The 26,793-nt window shown below is 75.0% G+C and carries 22 protein-coding genes; 14 read left to right on the top strand and 8 right to left on the bottom strand.

The window, feature by feature from the left end:
- Positions 1 to 18 precede the first annotated feature (18 nt).
- From PUR56_RS01250 to PUR56_RS01265, 4 genes are all read left to right on the top strand, one after another.
- Positions 19 to 2,250 (top strand): BTAD domain-containing putative transcriptional regulator, encoded by a 2,232-nt coding sequence (locus tag PUR56_RS01250; protein ID WP_329947478.1) that lies wholly within the window; start codon positions 19 to 21, stop codon positions 2,248 to 2,250.
- A complete protein-coding gene (locus tag PUR56_RS01255; protein ID WP_329947479.1) occupies positions 2,247 to 3,455 on the top strand; it encodes a sulfite oxidase in 1,209 nt (402 codons plus the stop codon). Before PUR56_RS01250 ends, PUR56_RS01255 begins: the two co-directional genes overlap by 4 nt.
- Positions 3,452 to 4,993, top strand: a complete 1,542-nt coding sequence (locus PUR56_RS01260; RefSeq protein WP_329947480.1) for an MBL fold metallo-hydrolase — start codon at positions 3,452 to 3,454, stop codon at positions 4,991 to 4,993. The genes PUR56_RS01255 and PUR56_RS01260 overlap by 4 nt, the downstream gene beginning before the upstream one ends.
- 95 nt (positions 4,994 to 5,088) lie before the next feature.
- A complete protein-coding gene (locus tag PUR56_RS01265; protein ID WP_329947498.1) occupies positions 5,089 to 6,012 on the top strand; it encodes a LysR family transcriptional regulator in 924 nt (307 codons plus the stop codon).
- A 97-nt stretch (positions 6,013 to 6,109) separates the two neighbouring features.
- On the opposite strand, the gene PUR56_RS01270 is transcribed toward PUR56_RS01265, so the two are convergent.
- Both PUR56_RS01270 and PUR56_RS01275 read right to left on the bottom strand, forming a co-directional pair.
- Positions 6,110 to 7,723: a hypothetical protein gene (locus PUR56_RS01270; protein WP_329947499.1), complete on the bottom strand. Its 1,614-nt coding sequence runs from the start codon at positions 7,721 to 7,723 to the stop codon at positions 6,110 to 6,112.
- Positions 7,724 to 7,875: 152 nt separating this feature from the next.
- Positions 7,876 to 8,859 (bottom strand): ATP-binding cassette domain-containing protein, encoded by a 984-nt coding sequence (locus PUR56_RS01275; RefSeq protein WP_329947481.1) that lies wholly within the window; start codon positions 8,857 to 8,859, stop codon positions 7,876 to 7,878.
- 340 nt (positions 8,860 to 9,199) lie between these two features.
- Between PUR56_RS01275 and paaK the strand changes: the two genes are divergently transcribed.
- From paaK to galK, 5 genes are all read left to right on the top strand, one after another.
- On the top strand, positions 9,200 to 10,546 hold the full coding sequence (gene paaK / locus PUR56_RS01280; RefSeq protein ID WP_329947482.1) for a phenylacetate--CoA ligase PaaK: 1,347 nt from the start codon (positions 9,200 to 9,202) through the stop codon (positions 10,544 to 10,546).
- Positions 10,547 to 10,682: 136 nt separating this feature from the next.
- Complete coding sequence (locus tag PUR56_RS01285) at positions 10,683 to 11,039, top strand: ArsR/SmtB family transcription factor (RefSeq protein WP_329876794.1); 357 nt, start codon at positions 10,683 to 10,685, stop codon at positions 11,037 to 11,039.
- A gap of 189 nt (positions 11,040 to 11,228) precedes the next feature.
- Positions 11,229 to 12,590, top strand: a complete 1,362-nt coding sequence (locus tag PUR56_RS01290; protein WP_329947483.1) for an MFS transporter — start codon at positions 11,229 to 11,231, stop codon at positions 12,588 to 12,590.
- Between the two features lie 235 nt (positions 12,591 to 12,825).
- Positions 12,826 to 13,992 carry a galactose-1-phosphate uridylyltransferase gene (galT, locus tag PUR56_RS01295; protein WP_329947484.1) on the top strand — a complete coding sequence of 389 codons (1,167 nt, stop codon included), beginning with the start codon at positions 12,826 to 12,828 and terminating at the stop codon, positions 13,990 to 13,992.
- On the top strand, positions 13,989 to 15,128 hold the full coding sequence (galK, locus tag PUR56_RS01300) for a galactokinase (protein WP_329947485.1): 1,140 nt from the start codon (positions 13,989 to 13,991) through the stop codon (positions 15,126 to 15,128). The genes galT and galK overlap by 4 nt, the downstream gene beginning before the upstream one ends.
- Before the next feature lie 94 nt (positions 15,129 to 15,222).
- Here the strand turns inward: galK and PUR56_RS01305 are convergent, their stop codons facing one another.
- The 3 genes from PUR56_RS01305 to PUR56_RS01315 form a co-directional block, all read right to left on the bottom strand.
- Positions 15,223 to 16,356, bottom strand: coding sequence for a serine hydrolase domain-containing protein (locus PUR56_RS01305; RefSeq protein WP_329947486.1), 1,134 nt, complete (start codon positions 16,354 to 16,356; stop codon positions 15,223 to 15,225).
- 302 nt (positions 16,357 to 16,658) lie between these two features.
- The gene (locus PUR56_RS01310; protein ID WP_329947487.1) at positions 16,659 to 18,506 is read right to left on the bottom strand and encodes a hypothetical protein; all 1,848 of its coding nucleotides are present in this window, start codon (positions 18,504 to 18,506) and stop codon (positions 16,659 to 16,661) included.
- Between the two features lie 263 nt (positions 18,507 to 18,769).
- Positions 18,770 to 19,261 carry a hypothetical protein gene (locus PUR56_RS01315; protein ID WP_329947488.1) on the bottom strand — a complete coding sequence of 164 codons (492 nt, stop codon included), beginning with the start codon at positions 19,259 to 19,261 and terminating at the stop codon, positions 18,770 to 18,772.
- A gap of 215 nt (positions 19,262 to 19,476) precedes the next feature.
- On the opposite strand from PUR56_RS01315, the gene PUR56_RS01320 reads away from it, so the two are divergent.
- The 4 genes from PUR56_RS01320 to PUR56_RS01335 all read left to right on the top strand — a co-directional run bounded on the left by PUR56_RS01320 (position 19,477) and on the right by PUR56_RS01335 (position 23,484).
- Positions 19,477 to 20,295: an SDR family NAD(P)-dependent oxidoreductase gene (locus tag PUR56_RS01320; RefSeq protein WP_329947489.1), complete on the top strand. Its 819-nt coding sequence runs from the start codon at positions 19,477 to 19,479 to the stop codon at positions 20,293 to 20,295.
- A 114-nt stretch (positions 20,296 to 20,409) separates the two neighbouring features.
- Positions 20,410 to 21,429 (top strand): helix-turn-helix transcriptional regulator, encoded by a 1,020-nt coding sequence (locus tag PUR56_RS01325; protein ID WP_329947490.1) that lies wholly within the window; start codon positions 20,410 to 20,412, stop codon positions 21,427 to 21,429.
- Positions 21,430 to 21,571: 142 nt separating this feature from the next.
- Positions 21,572 to 21,955 (top strand): VOC family protein, encoded by a 384-nt coding sequence (locus PUR56_RS01330; RefSeq protein ID WP_329947491.1) that lies wholly within the window; start codon positions 21,572 to 21,574, stop codon positions 21,953 to 21,955.
- 257 nt (positions 21,956 to 22,212) lie between these two features.
- Entirely contained in the window at positions 22,213 to 23,484 is a 1,272-nt protein-coding gene (locus tag PUR56_RS01335) for an MFS transporter (protein ID WP_329947492.1), read from the top strand.
- A gap of 160 nt (positions 23,485 to 23,644) precedes the next feature.
- Here PUR56_RS01335 and PUR56_RS01340 read toward each other — a convergent pair whose 3' ends face one another.
- The 3 genes from PUR56_RS01340 to PUR56_RS01350 all read right to left on the bottom strand — a co-directional run bounded on the left by PUR56_RS01340 (position 23,645) and on the right by PUR56_RS01350 (position 25,928).
- Positions 23,645 to 24,013, bottom strand: coding sequence for a hypothetical protein (locus PUR56_RS01340; RefSeq protein ID WP_329947493.1), 369 nt, complete (start codon positions 24,011 to 24,013; stop codon positions 23,645 to 23,647).
- A gap of 641 nt (positions 24,014 to 24,654) precedes the next feature.
- Positions 24,655 to 25,188, bottom strand: a complete 534-nt coding sequence (locus PUR56_RS01345) for a DinB family protein (protein WP_329947494.1) — start codon at positions 25,186 to 25,188, stop codon at positions 24,655 to 24,657.
- A 218-nt stretch (positions 25,189 to 25,406) separates the two neighbouring features.
- A complete protein-coding gene (locus PUR56_RS01350) occupies positions 25,407 to 25,928 on the bottom strand; it encodes a hypothetical protein (RefSeq protein ID WP_329947495.1) in 522 nt (173 codons plus the stop codon).
- 151 nt (positions 25,929 to 26,079) lie between these two features.
- Between PUR56_RS01350 and PUR56_RS01355 the strand changes: the two genes are divergently transcribed.
- Complete coding sequence (locus PUR56_RS01355) at positions 26,080 to 26,658, top strand: GNAT family N-acetyltransferase (RefSeq protein WP_329947500.1); 579 nt, start codon at positions 26,080 to 26,082, stop codon at positions 26,656 to 26,658.
- Positions 26,659 to 26,793: the final 135 nt, after the last annotated feature.

A 26,793-nucleotide genomic window follows, 5' to 3' on the forward strand; every position in this document is an offset into this window, starting at 1 on the left:
CGGGGAAGGCACCGGCGCATGCACGCACTGCGCATCCGGCTCCTCGGCGGCTTCCGGGTCCACGTGGGCCATCGGGAGATCGCCGACGGCGGATGGCGCCTGCGGAAGTCCCGGAACCTGGTCGAGCTGCTCGCGCTCGCCCCGGGCCACCGGCTCCACGGCGAGCAGGTGCTCGGCCGCCTCTGGCCGGACCAGGCCCCCGGGGCCGGCGCCGACCAGCTCCGCAGGGCCGTGCAGGAGGCCCGCCGCGTCCTCGGCCCCGACCGGGCCGGTGCCCGCGCCCACCTCGACTCCGGTGGCGGACTGCTCACCCTGCGCGGCGCCCCGCTGCGGGTGGACGTCGAGGAGTTCGAACAGGCCGCCCTGCACGCCCGCCGCGCCCGCGACCCGGACGCGTACGAGCGGGCGGTCGCCCGGTACGGCGGCGACCTGTTGCCCGAGGACCGCTACGAGGAGTGGGCGGCCGATCGCGAACAGGCCCTGCACGCCGAGTACCTGGCCCTGCTGGTCGAGCTCGGCGCCCTGCGCGAGGCGCACGCCGACCTGGACGGCGCCGCCGCCGCGCTGCGCCGGGCGGTGGCCGCGGACCCGCTGCACGAGGAGGCCTCGCTCGCGCTGATGCGGGTCCACACGCTGGCCGGCCGGCGGCACGAGGCACTGCACGCGTACGACCGGCTGGCCGCCGCGCTGGAACGCGCCTCCGACGGCACCGAGCGGCCCGGCCCGGCCGCCCAGCGGCTGCGCGAGCAGGTGCGCACCGGCGGACAGGTCCGGGCCGAACTCTCCGGCGAACTCTGGGAGAACGTCGGGGACCTGCGGATGCGCTCCGGGGACACCGCCGGTGCCACCGTCGCGTACGGGTCGGCGCTGGAGCCGGCCGTGGTCGACCTGCCCGCCTCCCCGGGGGTGCTCACCCCGCCGTCCGGCCGGGACGGCCTGCGCACCGCAAGGCTGCACCGCAAGGCCGCCGTCGCGCTGCTGGCCGGCGGCGGCGACCCGTCCGCCGCCGAACCGCACCTGGGCTCCGCCGAGCGGGCCCTCGCGGCGGCCGGCGGCGACCCGGCGGAGGCCGGCCGGCTGCTGCGGGCGCGGGCCGACCGGCTCCGCGGCGCCGGCCGCCTCGACGAGGCGCGGCAGGCGGCCGAGGCGGGGCTGGCCCTCGCCGAGAAGCACGGCGACGACGAGGACCTGGCCGCCGCCGGGGAGGCGCTCGCCGCCGTCCACCACGCCGGGGGCACCTGGCGGGAGGGCCTGCACCGGGAGATCGAGCGGCTCGGCGCCGCCGCCGACGAGGACGGCAGGCTGGCCCGCTCCCTCGACATCCACTCCTGCCTCGCCCAGTACCAGCTGTACGGGGACGGCCCGAGCCGAAGCGTCGAGGAGTACGCCCGGCAGACCCTGGACCTCGCGCACGCCCGGCGCGCCCGCCGGGCGGAGGCCTTCGCCTGGTGCCTGCTCGGCGAGTCGCTGCTGCTGCGCGGCCGCTGGGACGAGGCGCCGGGCTGCCTGGAACGCAGCGCCCACCTGTACGAGGAACTGGGCGGCCGCTCCGGCGCGCTGCCCCGGCAGCGGCTCGCCGAGTACGCGGCGGCGCGCGGCGACAGTGCGGACGCCGCCACCCACCTCCGGCTGGGGACGGCCGCCGCCGAGTCCGCCCCGTCCGCCGCGGCCCGGCACGCCGTCGGGCGGCTGTACGCGACGGCCGCGCTGGACGCGGTGGAACGCGGCGAGCCCGGCGAGGCCGTCCGCGCGGCACACGCCGCCGCCGCGTCGGCGGCCCTGCGCGGCGAGTGCCCGACCTGCACGGCGCTGCTCTACCCGGTGGCGGCCGAAGCGTTCGCGGCGCTCGGCGACCCGGCGGGAGCGGCCGAGCACGCGGCCGCCGCCCGGCGGGTGGCGGCCCGGTCCGCCGGCTCGGCGTGGCGGGCGATGGCCGAGTCGGCGCTCGGCTCGCTGGCCGCCGCGCGCGGCGACCCGCGGGGCGCCCGGGCCCGCCATCTGGCGGCGGCCGCGCTGTACGAGCGGGCCCGGCAGCCGTACTGGGCGGCCCGGGCCAAGGCCCGGGCGGTGGTCGCCCGGCCGGGCGCGGCGGAGCCGGACCGGGTGCTGCGGGCCGAGGCGGCGGCGGTCTTCGAGGCGCTCGGCGCCCACCGGGCGCTGGCCCGACTCCGGGAGGGCGCGCCGGGCGTGGCGGGCAGGCAGGGCGTGGCGGGTGCGCCCGGGGTCGGGGCGGGCGGTGGGACGCGATGAGCGGGAGCCGGACGCGGTGGCGCCCCGACACGGTCACCGAGCGGCCCTACAACGCACAGACACCGCCGGCCGCGCTGGCCGAACCACTCACCCCCACCGGCGCGTTCTTCGTCCGTGACCACTTCGGCGTGCCCCGGCTCACCCCCGAACGCTGGCGGCTGCGGATCCACGGCCTGGTGGAGCGAGAACTCTCGCTCACCTATGCAGAGTTGGAGCTGCTCCCGGTGCGCGAACTGGACGTGGTGGTGGAGTGCGCGGGCAACGGCCGCAGCCTGATGCGGCCCCGGCCGCCCGGGCTCCCCTGGGACCAGGGGGCGGTGGGCTGCGCCCGGTTCGCCGGCGTGCCGCTCGCGGTGCTGGCGGACCGCGCCGGAGTGCGCCCGGAAGCCGTCGAACTCGTCTTCACCGGAGCCGACTTCGGCGAACTGCACGGCCGCCGCACCGCCTTCGAGCGGAGCCTCCCGGTCGACCTCGCCCGGCACCCGGACACCCTGCTCGCCACCCGCATGAACGGCACCCTGCTCAGCCCCGGCCACGGTGCGCCCGTCCGCCTCGTGGTCCCCGGCCGGTACGGGGTGGCGGACGTCAAGTGGCTGGTCGGCGTGCGGGCGGTGGCCGAACCGTTCCACGGGCCGTTCCAGGCCGAGGAGTACCTCTACCGGGGCTCGCGCGGCATGCCGGACGGCACGCCCGAGGGGCCCGTGGGTGAGATCCGGGTCAGGTCGCTGATCACCGCCCCCTCGCCGGGCGCCCGGCTGCCGGCCGGCGGCGCCTGCGTGGTGCGCGGGCGGGCCTGGTCGGGCGGCGTACCGGTCTGCCAGGTCGAGGTGCGGATCGGCGGCGCCGACTGGCGGCAGGCCGTGCTGGTACCCGCGGGCGGGCGGTACGCGTGGGCCGAGTGGTGGTACCAGTGGACCCCGCGGGTGCCCGGCCGGCGCGTCCTCCAGACCCGGGCCACTGACGCCGACGGGCACACCCAGCCGATGCGGGCGCCCTGGAACGAGCAGGGGTACGGCTGCAACCCGGTCACGGGGGTGGCGGTGGAGGTCGTCGCGGCCCCGGACGGCGAGCGGCCGGCGGAACGGGACGGCGACCGGCCCGGCGGAAACGGTGACGGAAGCGGCGGCGGAAACGGTGACGGAAGCGACCGGAGCGGCGACGGCGTCGTCGGGGGCCGGGCAGGGCGGCGAGGAGCGCGGCGATGAACCCAACGACGAAGGCAACGACGAAAGCAACGACGAAGGCAACGACGGACGCGACGGCGAACGCGGCTCCGAGCGGGAACACCGTCGAACCGGTCACCACCGAGGCCCTCGGCGACACCAGCTACCTGCTGACGTCCGGCGACGAGGCGGCGCTGGTCGACCCGCAGCGGGACTGCTGGCCGCTGCTCGCCTCCTGCGCGGCGCGCGGCCTGCGGCTGCGGTACGTCCTGGAGACCCACGTGCACAACGACTACCTCTCCGGGGCCCTGGAGGTGCGCGCCGCGACCGGCGCCACCGTCGCCGGACCGGCCCGCGCCCGGTACGGCTTCGACCACCTCCCGCTCGCCGAGGGCGACGAGATCACCGTCGGCGGCCTACGCGTCCAGGCGCTGGAGACGCCCGGCCACACCGCCGAGCACACCGCCTACCTGGTGCTCGACGACGGCCCGGACGGCGGCCGTCCGGTGGCGGTGTTCACCGGCGGCAGCCTGCTGGTCGGCAGCGCCGGCCGCACCGACCTGTCCGGGCCCGACCGGACCGCCGAACTGGCCCGGGCCCAGTACCGGTCGATCCGCAGGCTCTCCCGACTGCCCGGGGACACCCGGGTGTTGCCCACGCACGGGGCCGGAAGCTCCTGCGCGATCGGCGCGCCCCCGCCCGGTTCCGCCCCGGCCCGCGGTCCGTCCGGGCCCGGCGCGTCCGCGTCCGCGTCCGGCACGACCGTGTCCGGTGCGACCGCCTCGGGCACCGCCAGGACCAGCACCGTCGGCGACCAGCGGCGGGCCAATCCGGCGCTGCTCGTCGACGACGAGGGTGCGTTCGTGGCCGCCCGGCTGCGCGGACTGCCCCCGCCGCCCGCCTACTACCGGCGGATGGGCCCGCTCAACCGGTCCGGCCCGCCCGTCCTCGGCGGCCCGCCGCCGCTGCTGCCGCTCACCGCCGAGGAGGTCCAACAGGCGCGCTGGCGTGGCGCGTCGGTGGTCGACGCGCGCGACCGCCGGGCGTACGCCGACGCCCATCTCCCCGGATCGCTCGGCGTCGAGCTGGACGGCTCCTTCGCGGCCCTGATCGGCGAGGTGGTCCCGTTCGGCACCCCGTTGGTGCTGGTGCTGCCCGAACCGGCCGCCGACGCCGCCCGGGAGGCTGTCGTCCAGCTGCTGCGGATCGGCTACGACGCGCGCCTGGTCGGCCAGTTGACCGGAGGGGTGGAACGCTGGCACGCCACCGGCCGGCAACTCGCCGCGCTGCGGACGGCCGACGTCTCCGAGGTGCCCGGCGCCCGCGCGGCCGTCCCGGGCCGACCGGTGCAGGTCCTCGACGTCCGCGCGCTCCCGGACCCGCCGGTGCCCGGCGCCCTCGCCGTCCCGCTCACCGAACTCCCCGACCGGATAACCGGGTTGCCGCCGGACCGGGAGTACTGGACGGTCTGCGGGCGGGGCCGGCGGGCGACGGTCGCGGCCGGTCTGCTGGCGGCGGCGGGTCTGCCGGTCACCGCGGTGGTCAGCGGAGGTGCGGCGGACCTGGTGCGTTGGGCGTGAGCTGCGGGGCCGGCCCCGCCCGGCGGCGGTTGCGGGCAGGTGCGGCGGCCTAGGCTGACGGCGTGAGCCAGAGCCAGAGCCAGAGCCGGAATCGTGTGAGCCCGGGTCATGCAGCCGACACCGTGGTGCCCGCCGACCTGAACCTGCTGCGGACCTTCCTGGCGGTCCACCGGTCCGGTTCGTTCACCGCCGCCGCCCGGCTGGTCGGGCTCTCCCAGCCGACGGTGACCTCGCAGATCCGCGCGCTGGAGCGCCAGACCGGACGCGAGCTGTTCGAACGACAGCCGCGCGGCGTCACCCCCACCCCCGCCGCCGACGAACTCGCCGCCCGCATCGCCGATCCGCTCGACGCGCTCGCGGCCGTCACCGGCGCCGGGACCGGGCCGCCGTCCGCCGCCGAGCCCGTCCACCTGGGAGGCCCGGCCGAACTGCTCTGCACCCTGGTGCTGCCCGCCCTCGCCCCGCTGATCGCCGAGGGCGTCCGGCTGCGGGTGACGCCCGGCCTCACGGAGCCGCTGCTGGACGAGCTGCGGGCCGGCCGGCACGACCTGGTGATCGCCACCGACCGCCCGCGCGGCCGTGCGCTGACCGCCGTACCGCTGGGCGACGAGGAGTTCGTCCTCGTCGCGGCACCGGTGTGGGCGGACCGCCTGGCCGGCCGGCTCGCCGTCGAGGGGCCCTCCGCCCTGCACGGGGTGCCGCTCGTCGCCTACGCCGAGGACCTGCCCATCGTGCGCCGGTACTGGCGCCACGTCTTCGGCCGCCGTCTCAGCTGTCGCCCGGCGCTCACCGTGCCCGACCTGCGCGGTGTCATCGCCGCCGTCACGGCGGGCGCGGGCTTCGCCGTCGTGCCGCGCTACCTGGGCGCGTCCGGGCTGGCGTCCGGGGCACTGGTTCTGCTCGACGAGCCGGTCGACCCGCCGATCAACACCGCCTACCTCGTGCAGCGCCCGGGAGTGGTGGGCCCGGCGGTGGCCCTGGTCCGGGAGCGGCTGCTGGCCTCGGCGCGGGAGTGGTGAGCGGTCCGGCGGGCCGTCCCCGGTCGGGTCCCCGGGGGCGGCGGGCGCCGCAGACCCGGACGGCGGCCCTCCGCGGGGGTGGAGGGCCGCCGCCGGATCAGGCGCGGGCGGCGCGCCGGGCCGAGGAGGTCAGCAGTGCGACGCCCAGCAGGACCAGTGCCGCCGCGGCGACCAGCAGCGGGGAGGGCCCCGCCGGCTGACCCGCGCGCCGGACGGTTCCCATGAAGTCCAGCGCGGCGACCTGGTTCACCACCAAGTACCAGAGCGGCAGGTAGAGCGCCTGGAACAGCCGGTGGGTCCGGGAGAGCGCACCCAGCGCGAGGGCCAGCGAAGGGACGAACAGGGCGCCCGCGGCCCAGGCCGCCGTCCCGTCGGCGTCGCCGGCCGCGACGAGGCGGACCAGCACCCCCGCGCCGACCAGGGCGGTGAGCACCACGCCCGAGGCCCACTCGGCCACCAGCCTCGACCGGGCGGCCGGGTAGGCGCCGAGCAGGACCTCAAGCCCGTACTCGGCCGCCCGGCTGCCCAGCCGGGACCAGAGCAGCACCGGCCAGACCCAGGCGGCCGGGAGCAGCACGCCGACGCCCACCTCGGGCGGGACCGCGAGCCCGACGAGGCCGAGGACGGCGGCGCCCAGCCACCACCAGCGCGAGGTGTCGCCGAACAGGATCCGGACCTCTCCGGCGAGCAGGCGCCCGAACCCGGCGCCGAACCCGCTGCCGGATCCGTCGGCCGTCGTCCCCGTCCCGACAGGCGGCCGCAGGGCCGGTGCCGGGACGGGGGCGCCGGCCGGTGCGGCCGGCGCGGTCGGTCCGGCCGGGACCGCCCCCGTGCCGAGGGGCACCCGACCGCCGCGGTCCGCGCCCAGGCCCGCGCCCCGCGCCGGGTCGAACCGGTGGAACCAGAGCGCGGGCAGCACCGCGACCCCGACCGCGAGCACGACCAGCAGCAGCCGCTGCGTCAGGAACCCGGCCCCGAAGGCCGCGCCGTCCCACGGGAACGGCTCCAGCGGCGCGTCCACCCTCGTCAGGCCGAGGCTGAACTCCTCGCCGCCGAGCTCGACCCCCCGCGCCGCCAGACCGTCGCTCAGCGACGCCGCGGCCGGGCCGAGACCGAGCCCGCCGAACGGCGCGCCGGGAGACTCTCCGGCGATCAGCAGGGCCGGTGCGAGGACGAACCAGGCCACGTTCCCGAGGCCGGTCCGCAACAGTGGCACGGTCTCGAAGAGGACGGCCACGGCCGCCGTCATCGCCAGCAGGGGCAGCGTCAGCACCAGGAACGGCGTCAGCAGGGCGAGCGGGTCGACGGCCCGGTCCTCGCCCCGGACGAGCTGCAGGGCGGGCGTGGTGAGCGCGAGGACGCCGAGCATCGAGCCGAGGACGAGGAGGTTGCCGAGGAACTTCGCCAGCAGCAGGTCGGCGGTCCGCAGCGGGGTGGCCGCGAGGAGCAGGCCGACGCCGGTCTCCTCGTCGCGGCCCAGGCCCTTGCGGACCACGTAGAACCCGCCGAGGGTGAGCCAGAGCGCCCCGGCGAGTGCGGTCGCCGTGCCGACGTACGCGCTGTTGTACTCGCCCCGGTGGCTGCCCAGGGCGAGGATCGCCCAGTGCCCGTCGGCGGGCGGGACGGCGAGCAGGCCGAGGCCGACGGCGGCGAGCAGGGTCACCGCGTAGGCGGGGCGCCGGACCCGGTCCCGGAAGTCGCCGAGAGCCAGCCGGGCGAGCCGGCCCGGCGTACCGGACCCGACCGGGCCGTCTCTTCCCGGCCGCCGGTCCTGCCCGCCGCCCCTGCGGAGCCCGAGGCCCGGGCCGTCTCCGCCGCCGAGCCCGGAGCGTCCGGAGCGTCCGCCGCGTCCGCCGTGCCCCGTCACCGCCGCACCTCCGGCCCGTGCGGCCCGGCCACCGGACCGGACGACGGGTCCGGGAACGCTCCCGCGCCCCGGCCCGGAGCGCCGGCGGCGCCCGTCGGGCGGACCAGCGCCAGGTACGCGTCCTCCAGGTCCGGCGCGACCGGCACGGCGTCGGCGGACGGCGCGCCGTCCGCGAGCAGCCGCAGCCGGACCCGGCCGTCGGCGGTGCGCACCATCCGGCTGATCACGTACCGCTCCTGGACGGCGGTCACCGCCGCGGGGTCGACCGCCACCTCCCAGACCCGGCCGGCCTGGTCGCCCAGCAACTCCTCGGGGGTGCCCCGGCGCAGCAGCCGGCCGCCCGCGACGACCGCGATGTCCCCGGCCACCGACTCGATGTCGGAGACGATGTGGGTGGAGAGCAGCACGACACGGTCGGTGGCGAGCGTGCTCAGCAGGTTGCGGAAGCGGACCCGTTCCTCCGGGTCGAGCCCGGCGGTGGGTTCGTCGACGACGACGACCTGCGGGTCGCCGAGCAGCGCCTGGGCGATGCCGACGCGCCGCAGCATGCCGCCGGAGTACGCGCCGAGCGGCCGTCGGACCGCCCCGGTCAGGTTGACCAGGGCGAGGAGCTCGTCGATCCGGGCCCGGGCGGCGCGGGCCCGGAGGCCCTTGGCGGCGGCCAGGTAGGCCAGGAACGCGGGTGCGGTGAGGTTCGGGTGGACGCTGAAATCCTGGGGGAGGAAGCCCAGTTGGCGGCGGAGCAGGTCGGGTTCGGCGAGGACGTCGGCGCCCCGGTAGAGCACCTGGCCGGCGGTGGGCCGGGTGACGGTGGCGACGATCCGCATCAGCGAGGACTTGCCCGCCCCGTTCGGGCCGAGCAGGCCGAGCAGGCCCGGGCGGAGCCGGAGGGTGAGGCCGTCGACGGCGCGTTGGCCGCCCCGGTAGACCTTGGTGACGTCGATCAGGTCGAGTGCTGGTTCGTGTGCGAGATGGGGCATGGGCTCCGCTCTCCCGGCCGGTCGGAGGGTGGGGAAGGTGACGTGGTCGAGCCTTCCGGACCGGCGGGCCGCTGCCATCTGCCGTTCGGCAGAGATCCGCACGCGGAACGCGGCGAACCGGCCCGGCAGCCGGCCTCCGGCCCGGTCGGCCGTCCCGGCCTGCGCGGCGAGCCTTGACACGTGGTTCGGGTGCTGAGTCAATGGCCGTGCCCGGCGGCAACCGAATGATCGGTCGGCCCGCCCGCGGGTCGCCTCCCCCCTGCGGCGAGGCGGCGGGGCGGCAGGACGGCAGGGCGGCAAGGCGGCAGGGCGGCGGGCGTCACGGCGCGGAGGAGACCTGATGAGCAGCAGTGGGGCCGGTCCGGCCGCCTCGCGGACGCGCCTGGGGGAGCCGCTCCCGGACGCGCTGCTGGACGCCGGGGAGCGGATGACCGCCGACGAACTGAAGGCGCACCAGCTCAAGCACCTGCGGGCCACGCTGCACCACGCCTACGACAACGTCGAGCTCTACCGCCGCAGGTTCGACGCCGCCGGTGTGGCGCCCGCGGACTGCCGGACCCTCGCCGACCTCGCCCGGTTCCCCTTCACCACCAAGGCGGACCTGCGCGACACCTATCCGTTCGGCATGTTCGCCGTCCCGAGGGAGCGGGTGCGCCGGATCCACGCCTCCAGCGGTACCACCGGCCGCCCGACCGTGGTCGGCTACACCGAGCACGACCTCGACGTCTGGGCCGACGTGGTGGCGCGCTCGATCCGTGCGGCGGGCGGGCGCCCCGGTCAGACGGTGCACATCGCCTACGGCTACGGGCTGTTCACCGGCGGGCTGGGTGCGCACGCCGGTGCCGAACGGGCCGGCTGCACGGTGATCCCCGCCTCGGGCGGCATGACGGCGCGTCAGGTGCAGCTGATCCAGGACCTCGGGCCCGAGATCATCATGGTCACCCCGTCCTACCTGCTCACCCTCCTCGACGAGTTCGATCGCCAGGGGGTCGACCCGCGGGCCACCTCGCTGCGGGTCGGCATCTTCGGCGCCGAGCCGTGGACGGAGGAGATGCGGGCGGAGATCGAGCGGCGGACGGGCCTCCACGCCGTCGACATATACGGCCTCTCCGAGGTGATGGGTCCGGGCGTCGCCCAGGAGTGCGTGGAGACCAAGGACGGCCTGCACATCTGGGAGGACCACTTCTACCCGGAGGTGGTGGACCCGTTCACGGACCGGGTGCTGCCGGACGGTGAGGGCGGCGAGCTGGTCCTCACCTCGCTCACCAAGGAGGCGCTGCCGGTGATCCGCTACCGCACCCGCGACCTCACCCGGCTGCTGCCCGGCACCGCCCGGCCCGCGTTCCGCCGGATGGCCAAGGTCACCGGGCGCTGCGACGACATGATCATCCTGCGCGGGGTCAACGTGTTCCCGACCCAGATCGAGGAGATCGTCCTGCGGACCCCGGCCGTCGCGCCGCACTTCCAGCTCCGGCTGACCCGCCGGGGCCGCCTGGACCACATGACCGTCCGGGTGGAGGCGCGGCCCGGTGCCGGGCCCGGACAGCGGGAGGCGGCGGTGGCGGCGATCGCGCGCGACGTGAAGGACGGGGTCGGGGTGAGCGTGGACGTCGAGGTCGTGGATCCGTACAGCCTGGAGCGGTCGGTCGGCAAGATCCGCCGGGTCGCCGACCTCCGGGGGGAGTGAGGGGGTGGGCCGCGCGCCCCGTGGCCGGCGGCCGTGCGGGAGCGGCGTGCGGGAGCGGCGTGCGGCGCGCGGTGCGGCGCGGATCAGTGGCCTCACGGCGGGTGAGGGCGGGCCGCGCGCCCTCTACGATGAGGCCATGAGCGGGAGCCTCCAGGTATCAGGTGCGCACGTGTCGCAGGCGTCCGGCACGGACGAGCGGCTCGACGTGGCCGCGGGTGTCCTGGCGCTGCTCGCGGACCGGACCCGGCTCGCCCTGATGCAGCGGCTGAGCGAGGGCGAGGCGGACGTGACGACACTGACCGAGTTCTGCGGCGCGGCGCGGCCGTCGGTGAGTCAGCACCTGAGCAAGCTGCGGCTGGCCGGCCTCGTGGCCACCCGCAAGGACGGTCGGCGGGTGGTGTACACGCTGCGGCACGGCCACCTGCGGCGGCTGGTGCACGAGGCGCTGAACGTCGCCGACCACCAGATCAGCGGACTGCCGCCGCACGACTAGAGCCGTCGGCGGACCGGCCGGAGTGGTCGGTGGAGCGGCCGGTGGAACGGCCCGACGGCCGGGTGCCGGGCTTTCGGTGGCCTCCCCCTCTCCAATGAGTGCACACGTATGCACATGTTGTCCTATCCTGAAGGAGACGTCCCTGGTTCGCGCCGTACCCGTCTGCGCGCCGAGTCGATCGGGGTTCCCATGCTCTCCGTGCTCCGCAACCGCACCTACCGACACCTCCTCACCGCCCAGGTGGTCGCCCTCGCCGGGACCGGCCTGGCCACGGTGGCGCTCGGCCTGCTGGCCTACGACCTGGCCGGTGCCTCGGCCGGTGCCGTGCTCGGGACGGCCCTGGCGATCAAGATGGCGGCGTACGTGGGGATCGCCCCGGTCGTCGCCGTGCTCGCCCACCGGATCCCCCGCCGGCGGCTGCTGGTCGCGGCCGACCTGGCCCGCGCGGCGGTGGCACTCGCACTGCCCTTCGTCACCGGCGTCTGGCAGGTCTACCTGCTGATCTTCGTCCTCCAGGCGGCCTCCGCGACGTTCACGCCGGCGTTCCAGTCGGTGATCCCCGAGGTGCTGCCCGACGAGCGCGACTACACCCGCGCGCTCTCCCTCTCCCGGCTCGCCTACGACACGGAGAGCCTGGTCAGCCCGGCCCTGGCCGCCGGCCTGCTCGCCCTGGTCGGCTACCGCTGGCTGTTCTGGGGGACGGTGATCGGGTTCCTCGCCTCGGCGGTCCTGGTGGTCTCGGTGGTCCTGCCGGTCGCGGCGGCGCGCGGGGCGGTGGGCGGCGCGCGCGGCTCGCGGGCGCCGTCCGTCGCGGCCCGGTCGCTGGAAGGACTGCGCCTCTTCCTCTCCGTCCCGCGCCTGCGGGCCCTGCTCGCCCTGGACCTCGCGGTCGCCGCCGGCGGCGCCATGGTGATCGTCAACACCGTCGTCTACGTCCGCGACCAGCTCGGCCGCCCCGCCGGTGACGTGCCGATCGCGCTCGGCGCGTACGGGGGCGGGTCGATGGCGGTCGCGCTGCTGCTGCCCCGGGTCCTGGACCGGGTGGCCGACCGCAGTGTCATGGTCCCGGCCGCCTTCGGCATCGCGGGGCTGCTCGCCGCCCTGGCCGTCCTCACCTCGACGGGCGGCGGGGGGTGGCGCTGGCCCGTGCTGCTCGCCGTCTGGGCGGGCCTCGGTGCGGCGGGCTCGCTGATCCTCACCCCCGGCGGGCGGCTGCTGCGGGCCGCGGTGCCGGCGGCGGAGCTGCCCGCCGCGTTCGCCGCCCAGTTCTCGCTGTCGCACGGCTGCTGGCTGCTCGCCTACCCCCTGGCGGGCTGGCTCGGCGCCACCGCGGGCCTCCCCGCCGCCGTCCTCGCCCTCGCGGCCCTGGCCCTGGCCGCCGCCTTTCTGGCGGTCCGTGCCTGGCGCCCCGCCCGGGACTCCCGGCCCGCCACGGTCACCGGCCCGGCCCCGGTCGCGGCGGCTCGCCCCGGCGTGAGCGCCGGTCCGGCCCGCGCCGTCCGGCCGGTCCACCGCCACCGGCCCGCGTCCGGCGCGTCGCTCCCGCGTTGAGCGTCTTGCGGTGGGGGCCCGGCCGCGCTACCCGTCTCCTCCCTCGCCCCCTGGCGTGCGGAACGTCTTGACCGGCGGGCCCCGTCGCGCCGGGCGTCCCGTCCGTGCGCCTTCGCCACGGGCCCTTGCCCGAGGTGAAACCGGATCGTGCGACGATGGGTGCAGCAATGTTGGTAAATGTTCGATATTGTTTGGCCATGTTGTTGAAGGGGAGTTCCATGCAAGGGAGCAGGACATGGCCGGAACGGTGACCGGGGAGACCGACCTGGCCGGCTCGACCACCAGGACCGTCGCCACGCTGGCCGACGGCCGCGAACTGATCTACTTCGACCGCGGGGCGGCCCCCGCCGGCCGGGACGCGGTCGACCGGCGGCCGCTCGAAGCCGCCGCGCCGTCCTCGGAAGTGCGGCTCGACCCGCTGACCGGCGCCTGGGTGACCGTCGCCGCGCACCGCCAGGTCCGCACCTACCACCCGCCCGCCGACCAGTGCCCGCTCTGCCCCTCGCGCGACGGGCGGCTCAGCGAGATCCCGGCCTCGGACTACCAGGTCGCGGTCTTCGAGAACCGGTTCCCCTCGCTGGCCGGACACCCCGACACGCACCCCGTCCGACCCAGTCTCGGCGACCCGCTGCACGCCACCCGCCCCGGGGCCGGCCGCTGCGAGGTGGTCTGCTTCACCGCCGACCACGACGCCTCCTTCGCCGACCTCGACGAGGACCGCGCCCGGCTGGTGCTCGACGCCTGGACCGACCGCACCGCCGAACTCTCCGCCCTGGGGGGCGTCCAGCAGGTCTACTGCTTCGAGAACCGGGGCGCCGAGATCGGCGTCACTCTCGCCCACCCGCACGGCCAGATCTACGCGCTGCCGTTCACCACGCCGCGCACCGCCCACATGATCGACCGGGCCGCCCGGCACCGCGCCGCCACCGGGCGCAACCTCTTCGAGGACCTCGTCGCCGCCGAACGCGCCGACGGGGAGAGGGTCGTGCTCGCCGGCGAGCACTGGACGGCCTTCGTCCCCTTCGCGCCCCGCTGGCCCTACGAGGTCCACCTCCACCCGCACCGCAGGGTCCCCGACCTCACCCGGCTGGACGAAGCCGAACGCGAAGAACTCCCCGGTATCTACCTGGAGTTGCTGCGCCGCTTCGACCGCCTCTTCGGCGACGGCGAACGCCGCGTCCCGGCCCCGTACATCTCCGCCTGGCACCAGGCCCCGGTCGTCGGCGGCGACGAACTCGGCCTGCACCTCGAACTGTTCACCGTCCGGCGGACCGCCGACAAGCTCAAGTACCTGGCCGGCACCGAGTCCGGCATGGAAGCCTTCATGAACGACGTCGCCCCCGAGGACGCCGCCCGGCGTCTGCGGGAGGTCGCGTCCACCACCGGTGGAGAGCAGCGATGACCACGACCACCCTCTTCGCCGAGCTGTTCGGCCACGCCCCCGACGGCGCCTGGGCGGCGCCCGGCCGGGTCAACCTGATCGGTGAACACACCGACTACAACGACGGGTTCGTCCTGCCGATCGCCCTGCCGCAGGCCGTCCGCGTGCAGGCCCGCCGCCGCCCCGACACCCTGCTGCGCCTGCACTCCTCCCGGACCCCGGGCGAGATCGTCGAGCTGGACGTGGCCGCGCTGGAGCCCGGCGGAGTGGCGGGCTGGGCCGCGTACCCCGCCGCGGTCGTGTGGACCCTGCGGGAGGCCGGTCACCCCGTCGGCGGCGCCGACCTGCTGATCGACAGCGACGTGCCCGCCGGCGCGGGCCTCTCGTCCTCCGCCGCGCTCGAATGCGCGGTCGCCCTCACCTACAACGACCTGTACGGGCTCGGCCTGGATGCGCGCCGGCTCGCGCTGCTCTCCCAGCGGGCCGAGAACGCGTTCGTCGGCGTGCCGTGCGGGATCATGGACCAGATGGCCTCGATGGCCTGTCGCGCCGGGGCCGCACTCCACCTGGACGCCCGCGACCTCTCCGTCCGGCACGTCCCGCTCGACCTCGCGGGTGCGGGCCTGGCCCTGCTCGTCATCGACACGCGGGTGCAGCACGACCTCGCCGACGGCGCCTACGCCGCGCTGCGGGCGGGCTGCGAGCGGGCGGCCGTCCTGCTCGGGGTGGCGGCGCTGCGCGACCTCTCGGGTTTCGACCTTCCGCTCGCACTGCAACAACTCCCGGACGAGCTGCGCCCGTTGGTCCGCCACGTGGTGACCGAGAACGAGCGGGTCGAGCACGCCGTCGCGGAGTTGGAGCGGCACGGCCCGGCCGCCCTCGGCCCGATCCTCACCGCCGGACACGCCTCCCTGCGGGACGACTACCGGGTGTCCTGCGCCGAGACCGACCTCGCCGCCGCCACGGCCGTCGCCGCCGGGGCCCTCGGGGCCCGGATGACCGGCGGGGGCTTCGGCGGCTCGGTGATCGCCCTGGTGGAGACGGGAGTGGCGGAGGCGGTGGCCAAGGAGGTCGTCGCGGCGTTCGCGGCCGCCGGCCATGCCGAGCCGCACCTCTACACGGTGATCCCCTCGGAGGGGGCCCGCCGGTTGGCGTGAGGCCCGGCCCGGCCCGGCCGACGGCCCCTCGGCCGGGCCGCCCGGCCGCGCTGCGCCGCCGGCCTGCGCTGCAGGCCGGCGGCCCGGCTGCCGGTCAGCCGCAGAACTCGGCCTCGGCGAGCTTGAGTTTGCCGGTGAACCAGTCGGCGTTGGCGTTGAACGCGACGGCGTGCCGGCCGTCCCGGGTGGTCAGCGCGAGGGTCGACGACCCGTGGATGCCGCCGTCGTGCCCCCAGACGGCGACCCCGCAGGACAGCGTCCCGCCGCCGATGCCGAGCCCGCCGGCGCCCTCCGTGGTGAGCATCTCGCCCAACTCGGCCGGCGGGAGCAGCCGTCCGCGCATCAGCGCGGAGAGGAAGCGGGTGAGGTCGTCGGTCGTGGAGATGATCTCCCCGGCGGCCCCGGCCATCGACGGGTTGAGTTCGGTCGTCTCCACGGGCGTCGGCGAGCCGCCGAACAGCTTCGAGTAGCCGCGCGCGTGCGGCCGTGGCACGGCGGTCGCGGTGCCGGGCACGCTGGTGCCGCCCAGCCCCAGCGGCCGGATGATCCGCCGCTCGATCTCCGTGCCGTACGGGCGTCCGGTCACCTCGGCGACGATCATCCCGGCCAGGACGTAGTTGGTGTTGGAGTACTCGCGCTTCGTCCCCGGCGCGAAGACGGGCGGGTGCGACACGGCGAGCCGCACCAGTTCCGCCGGTGTGTAGGTGTCGTAGCGGTGGCTCAGGAACTGCGGAGTGAACAGCACCGCCGCCATTCCGGGGTCGTCGTCGTAGGCGAACAGCCCGCTGGAGTGGTCGAGCAGTTGCCGGATGCTGATCGCCGAGCCGTCGTTCCCGTTCCCGCTCACCACCCCGGGCAGCCACGTCTCCACGGCGTCGTCGAGGTCGAGCCGCCCCTCCGCCTGGAGCTGGAGGAGGACGGTCGCGACGAACATCTTCGTCACGCTCCCGATCCGGAACCGCTCCCGGGCCGACCGCGGCTGCCCGGTCGCGGTGTCGGCCGTCCCGACCGCCACCGACCGGCTCCCGTGCGGACGGGTCGCCGTGGCGATCATCCCGGGCAATCCCTCGGTCCGCACGGCCGCCTCCATCGCGGCCACCGTCCCGTCGCGTTCCGCCCCGCCCCGTCCCGATCCGGCCGCCGCCGCGGGCAGGGCCGTTCCGAGCACCACCGCCGAGGCCGCCGTCGCAACGCCCACCCCGCGCCGAAGCGCGCTGTGCCGAGTCATGTGCATCTCTCCTGAGGTCCGTAGCCCTCGTCCCCCGCCCCCGAACACGTGGACGGCCCGCAGGGACCGGGGGTTCCTGCGGGCCGTCCGTCCGCGCGCAAACCGTCCCCGCGGACGACCCGCCCCGGAGGCGGGGCGTGCGGGAGACCCTTAGGGTCCGCAGCCCGACGACCGCTGACGGCCTCCGCCGTGTCCGCGGCCCCCGATGCCCCCGGCAGGGGGCTCCGGCTGCCCTCGGAGCGGTCTCGGGACTGCGCGTGCGGCACCCCCGGGACTGCCCTCGAAGCGTCCGCGGCGCTGCCTCAGCGCTTGCGCCAAAGCGCCCAGTTCTGCTGGGTGTCGGTCCGGTCGACGTACCAGCCGGCGGGGTGCGCGGGCCAGTAGGCCTCGGGCTCCTGCCCCTGGCCGGGCAGGGGGGTGACGACCGCGGTGGCCGCCGGGGGGAGCGGCTGCCAGCGGGGGTCGAGGTACCAGACGCGGCCCCGGTAGACCTCGAAGGTCTGGGTGGTGCGCAGGGTCCATTCGAGGTCCCAGACGAAGACGACGCTGTCGTCGGGCTTCAGCCCCGCGCTGTGGGTGAAGCCGGTGGCCAGGGGCTTGCGCCAGGCCGAGTGCGGCTGGGAGACGCGTTCGGTGATCGTCGCGGTGGCGAACCCGGCGAACAGGACCAGGGAGACGCCGACCGCCCAGAAGGCCCTGCGGCCCCCGGCGGTCCGGATCAGGAGGACGGCGCAGAAGATGACGAGTGCGGCCGTGCTGGCCCGGACCATGGAGAGCCGGCCCCAGTCCGCGGTGAGGAACGACACGTCCGGCAGCGTCCAGAGCACGAAGCCCTGGGTCCGCAGCTTCGAGCCGGCCGAGCCGATCACCAGGACGGCGAGGAGCGCGATCAGCCCGGTCGTCGCCGCCGCGGACCTGCCGAGTGCGCGCCGGCCGCAGCGGGCGACGACCGCGACGCCCGTCACGAAGGCCGCCGGCACGAGGTAGGAGGTGTAGCGGGCGTAGACCCAGTTGTCGATGCGCCCGTCGTCCGGAAGGGCCGCGGCGGAGGCCAGGGCGGTGCCGACGAGGAGCGCCACCAGGACGCCGCCGGTGATGCGGTGCGGGAGCGGCGTGCGGCGGCTGAACACGGCGAACAGGCAGGCGACGACGGCCAGTCCGCCGATTCCCCAGGTGGAGACGGTGAAGTACCAGATCTGGCCGGCTGTCCTGGTGAGGGTCCGCTGGGTGGCCTCCGGGTCGGTGAGGCCCTTCCACAGGAAGCCGCCGACGTCGCTGTCCTCGACGGTGAACTGCGCGTGCAGCCAGCGGGCCAGCAACTCGGTGCCGAGCGCGCCGGCCCCCAGAGCCCCGAGGCCGGCGACGGCCGTGCGCCACGGAGCCTTGCGGAACAGCAGGACGCCGGCGAACACGGCGGCCGTCAGGGCGACGACCACGCCGCCGCGGTCGTGCGTGGCCATCGCGTAGGCGGCGGCGGCACCCGCCCCGGCGGCGTACCTGGTACGGCCGCGCGCCGGCCCGTCGGTGAGCCAGCCGTGCAGGCAGAGCAGCCAGGCGAGGATCAGCGCGGGCAGGACGGCGTCCGTGAGCGCGAACTGCGAGTAGAAGACCACCGGCGGCAGCAGCGCGGTGGCGGCGCCGAAGGCGTACGCGGCGCCGCGCTGCAGGCCGAGGCGCCGCAGGGCGGCGTAGGCGAGCGGGAGGACCAGCGCGCTGACCAGGGCGTTGATCCCGAGGACCAGGTGGTACGCCGTCACCGGGTCGTCGGCGATCCGCAGGGCGGGGGAGATCAGCAGCGCGTAGCCGCCGGGGATGACCACGCCGACCGGCATCTCGGTGGTGGGGCGGCCCGCGAGGACGCGTGCCAGGATCAGGTACGACTCCTCGTCCGGGTGGACCGACGGGTAGTCGAGGTGCCGGACGAGGACGAGTCGGAAGAGGACTTGGACGAGGTACCCGGCGGCCAGCGCGGCGGGCCAGAACCAGCGGCGGAGGCGGAGCACCGCCAACCGCCGTATCGCCCGGCCCGCGAGTCCGGTCGGCGGTACGGCGGCGGGGGACCCGTCCCGGGTCTCCCGCGGCGCCTCGGCGGCGTCCGCCGTCCCTTCCGCTCCCGCGGTCCTCGCGGTGGGTGTGGTGACCTGCCCCATCGAACTCTGCTCCTCCCAGGCCGACCTGGCCGTATCCCGCTCCCCGGGGTACGGCGGGTGCGTCGAACCGTAGCGCGGGCCTCTGCGGCCCACGTACGCAGGATGACTATATATGTCGTTCACCTGCATATGTGGATCGTGCGGATCCGGAAGGTGCGGCGGGCGGGACCGGCGGTCGGAGCCGCTCCCGAAGGGGCAGGGCGGAGTGCCCCGGAGCGGCGGCCGACGGATCACGGGCGGACGCCCGGCCCGTCACCCGTCGTTCATTCGCCCGTGATCCGGCGGCCGACGGCCCGCTGACCCCGCGCCAGCCACCGCACGGGCCAGTGCAGCAGCACGGCCAGGCAGAGCAGCCACCCGCCCGCGTGCACCGCCCAGACGCCCGCCATGGTGGGGCCGCCCCAGGCCTGGTGGTAGTCGCTGCCCAGGTACCAGACCGGGTAGCCGAAGTTCCGGACCGAGTTGAACAGCGCGTACCCGATCAGCGCGAAGGCCGCCACGTCCAGCGGGAGCCCGAGCGCGGCGCGGCCCAGCACCCGGCCGCCGGTCCACCCCCGGCCGCCGGAGAGCCGGCCCTGCCAGTGGGCGGCCCGCCCGGGCCGACCGGTCAGGGTCAGGGCGACCGCCGCCAGGCCCACCGGCAGCGCCAGGAAGGCGCCGGCCGCAGTGCGGAGGGAACTGCTGAGGGCGGGGCGGAGAGCAGTGCTGAGGGCGCTGCTGAGGGCGGGGCGGACGGTACGGCGGATCGGGGACATCGGTGGGCTCCTCGCCCTCGTGCGGCTGATGTCCTCACCCTCCCGTCCCCGGGTTCCCTGCGTCGTGGCACCGGGGGGCCAACCCCGGTGTAGTACCCGGGGCCGACGTCACCCGTCCCGCGTCACCCCGTGTCCGGGCGGCGAGGGTGGTCCTGCCGGACCCGGGGTCGGATCGGGCCTGGTTGGGACAGGCGGGTCGCCGCGAAGGTGGAGCCATGACCGAGAACGACGGATCCAAGACCAACCGCAACGACCACCGCACCCCCGGATCGGCCGGCGAATTCGACGGCAGGACCGTGCTGATCACCGGCGGGACCAGCGGCATGGGCCTCGCCACCGCCCGCCACCTCCTCGCCTCCGGCGCCGAGGTGGTGATCACCGGCCGTGACGAGGCCAGGCTGCGCCGGGCCGAAGCCGAACTGGCCTCCGGGGAAAGGGTGTTCGCCGTACGCGCCGACTCCGCGAAGCCGGCCGACCTGGCCCGCCTGGCCGACCTCGTGGGGGAGCGCCACGGGCGGCTGGACGGCGTCTTCGCCAACGCCGGCGTCGGCATCTTCGAGCTGCCGACCGACGTGACCGAGAAGTCCTTCGACCACACCGTCGACGTCAACTTCAAGGGCGTCTTCTTCACCGTCCAGCACGCGCTGCCGCTGCTGGAGGCCGCCGGCGGCGGGTCCGTCGTCCTGAACGCCTCCTGGACGCTCCACCGCGGCCTGCCCAACGCCCCGGTGTACGCGGCGACCAAGGCGGCCGTCCACAACCTGGCCCGCACCCTGGGCAGCGAGTTCGCCGGGCGCGGCATCCGGGTCAACTCGGTGAGCCCGGGCTACATCGTCACCGAGATGTTCGACGCGGTCATCACCGAACAGTCCGCGAAGGACGCCGTGCTGGCGCAGGTGCCGCTGGGCCGGCTGGGCGAGGCCGAGGACATCGCGGAGACGGTGGCCTTCCTGCTCTCGTCCCGTTCCTCCTACATCACCGGGCAGGACTTCGTGGTGGACGGCGGCGTGGTGGCGGTCGCCGGCAGTTGGTGAGGCCGCTGCAGGGGGCGGCCCGGGCCGCGTGCGCGCCGGGGAGGCCCGACCCCTCCCTCAGCCTGGTTCCGGCAGGACCAGGCTGAGGGAGCCCCGAGCAGAGAGAATCGTCCTATGAGCAGCACAGCGATCAGCCTCAACGAGTTCCTGCGGACCCGACGCTCCCGGCTCCGGCCCGAGGACGTCGACCTGCCGGACTACGGCGGTCGCCGCCGGGTGTCGGGGCTGCGCCGCGAGGAACTCGCCCAGCTCGCCGGCGTGAGCGTCGACTACTACACCCGGCTCGAACAGGGGCGGGTGGGCAACCCCTCGGACGCCGTGCTCGACGCCGTCGCCCGCGCGCTGCGGCTCGACCCGGAGGAGGCCCGGCACCTGCACCGGCTCGCCCGCACCGCGCCGGGTGGCGGCAGCGGCCGGGCGTCGGCGGCCAGGGCGTCGGCGGCCCGGGCCGCCGCGGCCCCGCAACGGGTCCGGCCGACGCTCGCCCGGCTGCTCGACGCCATGATCGACGTGCCGGCCGTGGTGATGGGCCGGCGCATGGACATCCTGGCCTGGAACCGCGCCGCCGTGGCCCTGTTCGGCGACTACGGCGCACTCGACCCGGCCGAGCGGAACATCGCCCGCATCACCTTCCTCGATCCGGCCTCGCGCGAGCTGTACGAGGACTGGGTCGGCTGCGCGCGGGAGAACGCCGCCTTCCTGCACCTGGAGGCCGGGCGCCGGCCGGACGACCCCAGGCTCGCCGAGCTGATCGGCGAACTGTCCATGCGCAGCCCGGAGTTCCGCCAGTGGTGGGCCGAGCACCCGGTCCGCGACAAGACGTCCGGCAGGAAGGGGTTCCGGCACCCGCTGGTCGGGCGGATGGAACTGGTCTACGAGACGCTGCGCTCGGCGGACGACCCGGACCAGGCCCTGGTCACGTACACGGCCGAGCGCGGCAGCCCGTCGGACGACGCCCTGCGGATGCTGATCGCCTGGAACGCCGACCGGGAGCCGGTGCAGGACCGCGACCGCTCCCCGAACCCGGAGCGGGCCCGTGGCGGGGCCCCGTTCGCCGACCGCGCCGCCCCCCGCTCCGCCGACCGTGCCCCGGGCCTGGCTCGGCCCGACGGCGGCACCGGCCCGGCGGCGTAGGCCAGGGACCGCGTGACCGGTCCGGCCCGGCCCGGTCACGCGGTCTCCGAACGGCACCCCACGCACCCCAAAGTGCGCTCTTCTGCGGGGGAGTTCACCCGCATACGGTGATCCGGTAACCGACAGCTACCAGGGATCACCGATGACCATCCTCAAGACCTACGCCCGCCTCTGGTCCGACGGCCTCGACCAGGCCCTCCCCCTCCTGCGCACCCTGACCGGCGCCGAACCCGACCTGCTCTTCCGCTTCCACGAGATCGAACTGGCCGCCATCGGCGACTTCCTGGTCATCGCCGGACCGCCCGCCGAACGGGCCAAGTACGCGCACGCCTCGGCGACGGTCGTGGTCTCCGACCTCGACGAGCTCAGCGACACGCTGACCGCCGCCGGGGCCGTCGTCACCACGCCGGAGACCGCCTCCCCGACCGGTCGCTTCCTCTACGCCCGGCACGCGGACGGCGCCGAGGTCGAGTACGTGGAGTGGGTGCCGGACCTGGTCCGCCGGATCGTCCACCGCGAACCCTGAGGCCGTCCCGCCGCCTCGAACCGACGCATCGTCAGACGGCTTGATCGGGAGAGGCCGTGAAGGAGCGATTCGGCGCCGTGGTCACACCGGCCCCGCGGGAATATCTCAGTTGCAGGCGTCACGTTTCCGACTGATCCTTTTCCCATTCGACGGACAAGGGGAGGGCGACGTGGCGCTGATTCCGTTCCCGGCGTGCCAGGACACCGACGAGGAGCCGCTCGCCCGGATGCGCACGCACGGACGGGAGCATCCTGCTCGTGATCGATGAGTTCACGACGAAGGCCACCTACGGCCAGGTCTTCGCGGTCACCCGGTTCCGTGCCGTCTTCGCCGGTCGGCTGCTCGGCGTCCTGTCGGACACCCTGCGGTCCGTCGCACTGGCGGTGCTGGTGTTCGACCGGACCGCATCGCCGTTGCTGACGGCGATGACGCTGACGATCGGCTTCCTCCCCCAGGCCGTGGGCGGCCTGTTCCTCGCCGCGATGGCGGACCGGTTCTCGCCGCGGACCCTCATCAGCACGGGTTACGCACTCCAGTGCGCAGTCGGGCTGGTGCTCGCGTTCGGCCACCTCCCGGTCGCGGCGGCCCTGGCGCTCGTCGCGGCCGTGGCCTGCCTGACACCCGTCACCACCGGGGCTGCGGGCCGCGTCCTGGCGGAGATCCTCACCGGCGACACCTACGTGCTGGGGCGTTCGCTGTCCTACCTCGTCGCGGTCTCGGCGCAGATGGTGGGCATGGCCGCCGGCGGGGCGCTGGTCGTGTGGCTGGGTGTGGAGCGGACGATGCTGGTCACCGCAGGGGCGCACCTGATCGCGTCGGTGATCAGCCGCCTGTACCTGTCGGGACCGAAGGCGGTCCGCACGGGCGAGTCCACGGCGGGCGGGTCGGCAGCGGCCGGGTCGGCGGCGGTGGGCGGATCGTTGGTGGCCGGCGGGTCGATCGTGCGGAGGACCCTGCAGGGCAACGCCGCGCTCGTCGCCGCGCCCGGGGTCCTCAAGCTGATCATGGTCCAGTGCCTGCCCGCCGCGTACCTGGCCGCGGCGGGGAGCCTGCTCATCCCGTACGCCGCGCAGCGCGCGTTCGGCCCGACGGAGACCGGCACCCTCCTGGCCGCCACGTCCGTCGGCATGCTCATCGGCGACGTCGTCGTCGGGCGGGCGTTCGCGCCCGCCACCCGGGAACGACTCGTCCTGCCCCTGCTGCTGGTGATGGGCGCGCCCCCGGTCACGCTCGTGCTGGACCTGCCGTATCCGGCGGTCGCCGCCGCGTACGTGATCACCGGCGTGGGGTCCGCCTACCTGCTCGGCCTTCAGCGGCGCTTCCTGGAGGCGGTCCCGTCCCACCTCCAGGGACAGAGTTTCGCCCTGCTCAACACCACCACCATGACCATCCAGGGGGTCGGACCCCTGGTCTTCGGCGTCTTCGCGGAGTTCCTCCCGGTCGGCCTCGCCATCGCCCTGACCGGGGTGAGCAGTGTGACCACCACCCTCCTCCTGCGCTCCGCGATCCGCCCACGCCCGTCCGGCTGATCACCGTGTCACGGGGACTGCGACGCGCCGCCGCCGGTGACCGCCTCGGCATTCCTGAGCGCGGTGTCGATGGACTTCCTGACCAGTTGCAGGTGCTGCAGGTTCGTCCGGACCTCCGCATCCTGGTACTGCGAAGCGTTGTTGTTCCGCGGCTCCGGGATCAGGTTTCCGCAGGTGCCGCGCTTGAAGTACTGGCTGATGCCGTAGCCGCCCGGGCTGTAGTGATCGTCAGGCTGTAGGTGGTGTTGTTGTTGATGACCGAGGCCGCGTTGTTCCTGACGTACTGGCCGTTTCCGGCGCCACCGCCCCCGAAGGTGTAGGCGGAGTCGTCCTGGTAGGTCTCGTAGCCCTGGCTGGTGCCGGAACCGTCGCCGAAGAAGGCGCCCTGGAAGTTGGGGCTGTAGTACAGGCAGGCGTCGTAGCTGGCGCAGTATCCACTCGACGCGGCTGCGGGAGATGCGGAGACGGCGCCGAGGCCGAGTGCGGCTATCGACATCACGCCGGCGGCGACCTTCGTGCGGATGGTCATGGGAAATCCCCTTGTCAGTTGATCGATGGGTGTGCAAAGCAGGGGGGCTTGGTCGGCGCATCGGTGATGTGCTCTCCATTCGAACCCCACGGAATCCCCGGGCGCTGGAATCAATCGGAGTGTCGAATTTTAGGTGACTGAGCGTCAAGCTCGTATTCCGTAGAGCTGTTGACCTGATGGGGCCGAATTGTCGGGCCGGGCCGATCGGGCGGCAGGTGGGCGGAGTCCCGCGGGTGAATTCCCCGGAGTTCCTGATCGGTGCGGACCGTGCGGGGTTCGCCGTCCGAAGGGTCGCCGCCGGAACCGGCCGGGTTCGGGTCGTCACCTGCCGGGCCGTCCGCGGCCTGTGCGCGGGCGCGCCGCGGCGGTCAGTCCGAGAACGAGGCGGATCCAGGATCACTCAACGGCGGAACCGGAGTTGTACCCGTTGCTGCGAAGTGTCACGGCACTTCGTGATGCAGTTATGTCAATTCCCCCGTCCGACGTCCATGCTTCGTGACGAAGGCGGAAATCCCGTCGTGACACCCCCGTTCCACGTCATGATCAAGAATGCAGACGCATCCGGGGAGCCGGAAGCTCTCATTCCGGAGGGTGGACGGTGGATGCTTGCCGAGGGCGCCGGGGCCGGCCCGGCCGGCCGGTCACTCGCCGCGGGCGCCGTCGGCCAACTCCCGGAGCACGTCCATGTGGCCGACGTGACGGGCCGTCTCCTGGATCGCGTGACCGAGCAGCCACCGCACGGTGTAGTCCTTTCCGTCGACGCTCCGGGCCGCGCGGTCGTCCGCGGTCCTGTGGGCCAGCGCCCGTTCGGACCGGAGCCACTCCTCCCGGTAGGCGGCGACCAGACCGGACGGGGTGCCGCGACCGTCCAGCCGCCATTCCGCGTGGACGTCCTCCTTCACCCACAGCGAGGGCAGGTCCGATCCGCCGCCGACGATCGACAGCCAGAAGCGTTCCACCGCGGTGAGGTGCCTGACGATGCCGCCCAGGCTCATGAACGGCGACGTCGGGAGCGGGGTGGCGGCGGCGAGGGTTGCGTCCAGGCCCGCGACCTTGTTGACGACCGTGGTGCGGAGGAAGGACAGGAACTCCCACTGCAGGCGGAGTTCGTCATCGGCCACCGTCGACGGCCAACGGCGCTCCAGGGAGCCGGCCACCGGGTTCTGGTTCGACATGCGGGCAGTGTAGGCGCCTGGAGGAGGGTCTCGCGGGGGAAGGGCGGCTGCCGCCCGTCGGGGCGCCCCGACCGACTCGCCGGATGTGATGTCACCATGGAGGGAGCGCATATGACGCCCAACCACCTTGGACGAAGAGCGCCTTCAAGCAGTGGGGGCCAACCGTGGAGGATCCCGCTGCGGGCGTCGTCGCGGGTGGGCGTCGTCGGGGGTGGGCGTCATCGCGGGTGGGCGTGGAGGGACGGGCCGAAGTAGGTGCCGAAGAACCGGTGTGACCAGCTGCCCCGCTGAACGTGACAGGGCAGCTGACTGGGGCCGTCGTAGTCGCTCTCCATCAACTCCTCGGGAACCACCACGTAGCCGAGGTCGACCAGGGCCCGGGTCGCCGTGGCGAGATCGGCGTCGTCCAGCGCTCCTTCGGCCCGGGCGTCCTCCGTCCCGAAGAAGGCCCCCGGGTTCTCGGCGCAGATCACGGCCAGGGAGCCGAAGTTGCTGAGGCAGACGACGATCCGGGTCCCGCACGCCGTCGCCCCGCCCGGCACGACGACCCGGCCGAACTCGCTGGAGTCCTGGGTGGTCCCGGCCTCGCACCGGGTCGCGAAGTCACCGTCGAGCCGGGTCACCAGCTCGCCCAGCCGGGCCGCCTGCGCGGCTCGGTCGTAGTGCTGCGGCCACTCCAGCCAGTCCGGGTCGTCGAGTTCGCGCAGCAGGGCCCGTAGATCCGCTTCGTTCTCCGTCATGCGGTCATTCTGGTGGACTGAGCGGTGGACGGCGGGCCGCACATCGGGGCAGGCTCGTCCGCAGAGGTCCCGGACCGCTACCGGGGGCCCTCTGCCCGTGTGACCTCACCGACCCCGTGAACCCCACCGAGCGCCGGACCGGCGGCACTTGGTGCTCAGTCTCCTGGAGTGCTCCATGCCGCTGCCCGCCTCGCCCGTGCTGCTGACCGGAAACGACCTCGTCCTGCGGGAGTGGGTGCACGCGGACCTGCCGGCCATGGTCGAGCTGTTCGACGAGCCCGACGTCGCCGCCCGCACCACGCTCCGCTCGCCCTTCGACCTGGACGCGGCGTGCGCGTACCTGGAGACGATCGACCGGAGTCGTGCCGAAGGGCAACGCCTTCATCTCGCGATCACGGCCGACGGCCACCAGCCCCTGGGAGCAGTGCATCTCAACCTCTCCCGGGGCACCATGGGCTACGCCGTCGGCAGCGCCCACCGTGGACGGGGCCTGGCCCTGCGAGCCATGCGGCTCCTGACCGACTACGCCCACCAGGCCCTTCAACTGCCCCGGCTGCTGCTGGAGATCGAGAGCGACAACGCCCCCAGCATTGCCATCGCCCGGGCCCTGGACTTCCGCCCCACCGGCGACGAGCCGGAGCGCGTGCAGGGGAACGGCCGGACCTACTCCTGGCACACCTGGGCCCATGGCGCACCCGCCATCCGCCGGCCGCCGATCCGCAAGCCCTAGTAGTACTTCGTTAACTTGTATTGATCTTGGTCGGCCTGTCGGGCATCCTGGTCGGCGTGAACTTGGGGGAGATTGAGCAACTCCGTGGCGAGTTGGCCGCGTTCGTGGCTGAGGTGTTCGCATCGGTGCCGCGGA

Source organism: Streptomyces sp. BE303, from assembly GCF_036290945.1.
In the GTDB taxonomy this organism is placed as follows: Bacteria; Actinomycetota; Actinomycetes; order Streptomycetales; family Streptomycetaceae; genus Kitasatospora.

Excerpts from the sequence above, each read along its gene's own strand:
- PUR56_RS01250 (WP_329947478.1), top strand. The coding sequence starts at position 19 with ATGCACGCACTGCGCATCCGGCTCCTCGGCGGCTTCCGGGTCCACGTG.
- PUR56_RS01255 (WP_329947479.1), top strand. The coding sequence starts at position 2,247 with ATGAGCGGGAGCCGGACGCGGTGGCGCCCCGACACGGTCACCGAGCGG.
- PUR56_RS01260 (WP_329947480.1), top strand. The coding sequence starts at position 3,452 with ATGAACCCAACGACGAAGGCAACGACGAAAGCAACGACGAAGGCAACG.
- PUR56_RS01275 (WP_329947481.1), bottom strand. The coding sequence starts at position 8,859 with ATGCCCCATCTCGCACACGAACCAGCACTCGACCTGATCGACGTCACC.
- paaK (WP_329947482.1), top strand. The coding sequence starts at position 9,200 with ATGAGCAGCAGTGGGGCCGGTCCGGCCGCCTCGCGGACGCGCCTGGGG.
- PUR56_RS01285 (WP_329876794.1), top strand. The coding sequence starts at position 10,683 with ATGAGCGGGAGCCTCCAGGTATCAGGTGCGCACGTGTCGCAGGCGTCC.
- PUR56_RS01290 (WP_329947483.1), top strand. The coding sequence starts at position 11,229 with ATGCTCTCCGTGCTCCGCAACCGCACCTACCGACACCTCCTCACCGCC.
- galT (WP_329947484.1), top strand. The coding sequence starts at position 12,826 with ATGGCCGGAACGGTGACCGGGGAGACCGACCTGGCCGGCTCGACCACC.
- galK (WP_329947485.1), top strand. The coding sequence starts at position 13,989 with ATGACCACGACCACCCTCTTCGCCGAGCTGTTCGGCCACGCCCCCGAC.
- PUR56_RS01305 (WP_329947486.1), bottom strand. The coding sequence starts at position 16,356 with ATGACTCGGCACAGCGCGCTTCGGCGCGGGGTGGGCGTTGCGACGGCG.
- PUR56_RS01310 (WP_329947487.1), bottom strand. The coding sequence starts at position 18,506 with ATGGGGCAGGTCACCACACCCACCGCGAGGACCGCGGGAGCGGAAGGG.
- PUR56_RS01315 (WP_329947488.1), bottom strand. The coding sequence starts at position 19,261 with ATGTCCCCGATCCGCCGTACCGTCCGCCCCGCCCTCAGCAGCGCCCTC.
- PUR56_RS01320 (WP_329947489.1), top strand. The coding sequence starts at position 19,477 with ATGACCGAGAACGACGGATCCAAGACCAACCGCAACGACCACCGCACC.
- PUR56_RS01325 (WP_329947490.1), top strand. The coding sequence starts at position 20,410 with ATGAGCAGCACAGCGATCAGCCTCAACGAGTTCCTGCGGACCCGACGC.
- PUR56_RS01330 (WP_329947491.1), top strand. The coding sequence starts at position 21,572 with ATGACCATCCTCAAGACCTACGCCCGCCTCTGGTCCGACGGCCTCGAC.
- PUR56_RS01340 (WP_329947493.1), bottom strand. The coding sequence starts at position 24,013 with ATGACCATCCGCACGAAGGTCGCCGCCGGCGTGATGTCGATAGCCGCA.
- PUR56_RS01345 (WP_329947494.1), bottom strand. The coding sequence starts at position 25,188 with ATGTCGAACCAGAACCCGGTGGCCGGCTCCCTGGAGCGCCGTTGGCCG.
- PUR56_RS01350 (WP_329947495.1), bottom strand. The coding sequence starts at position 25,928 with ATGACGGAGAACGAAGCGGATCTACGGGCCCTGCTGCGCGAACTCGAC.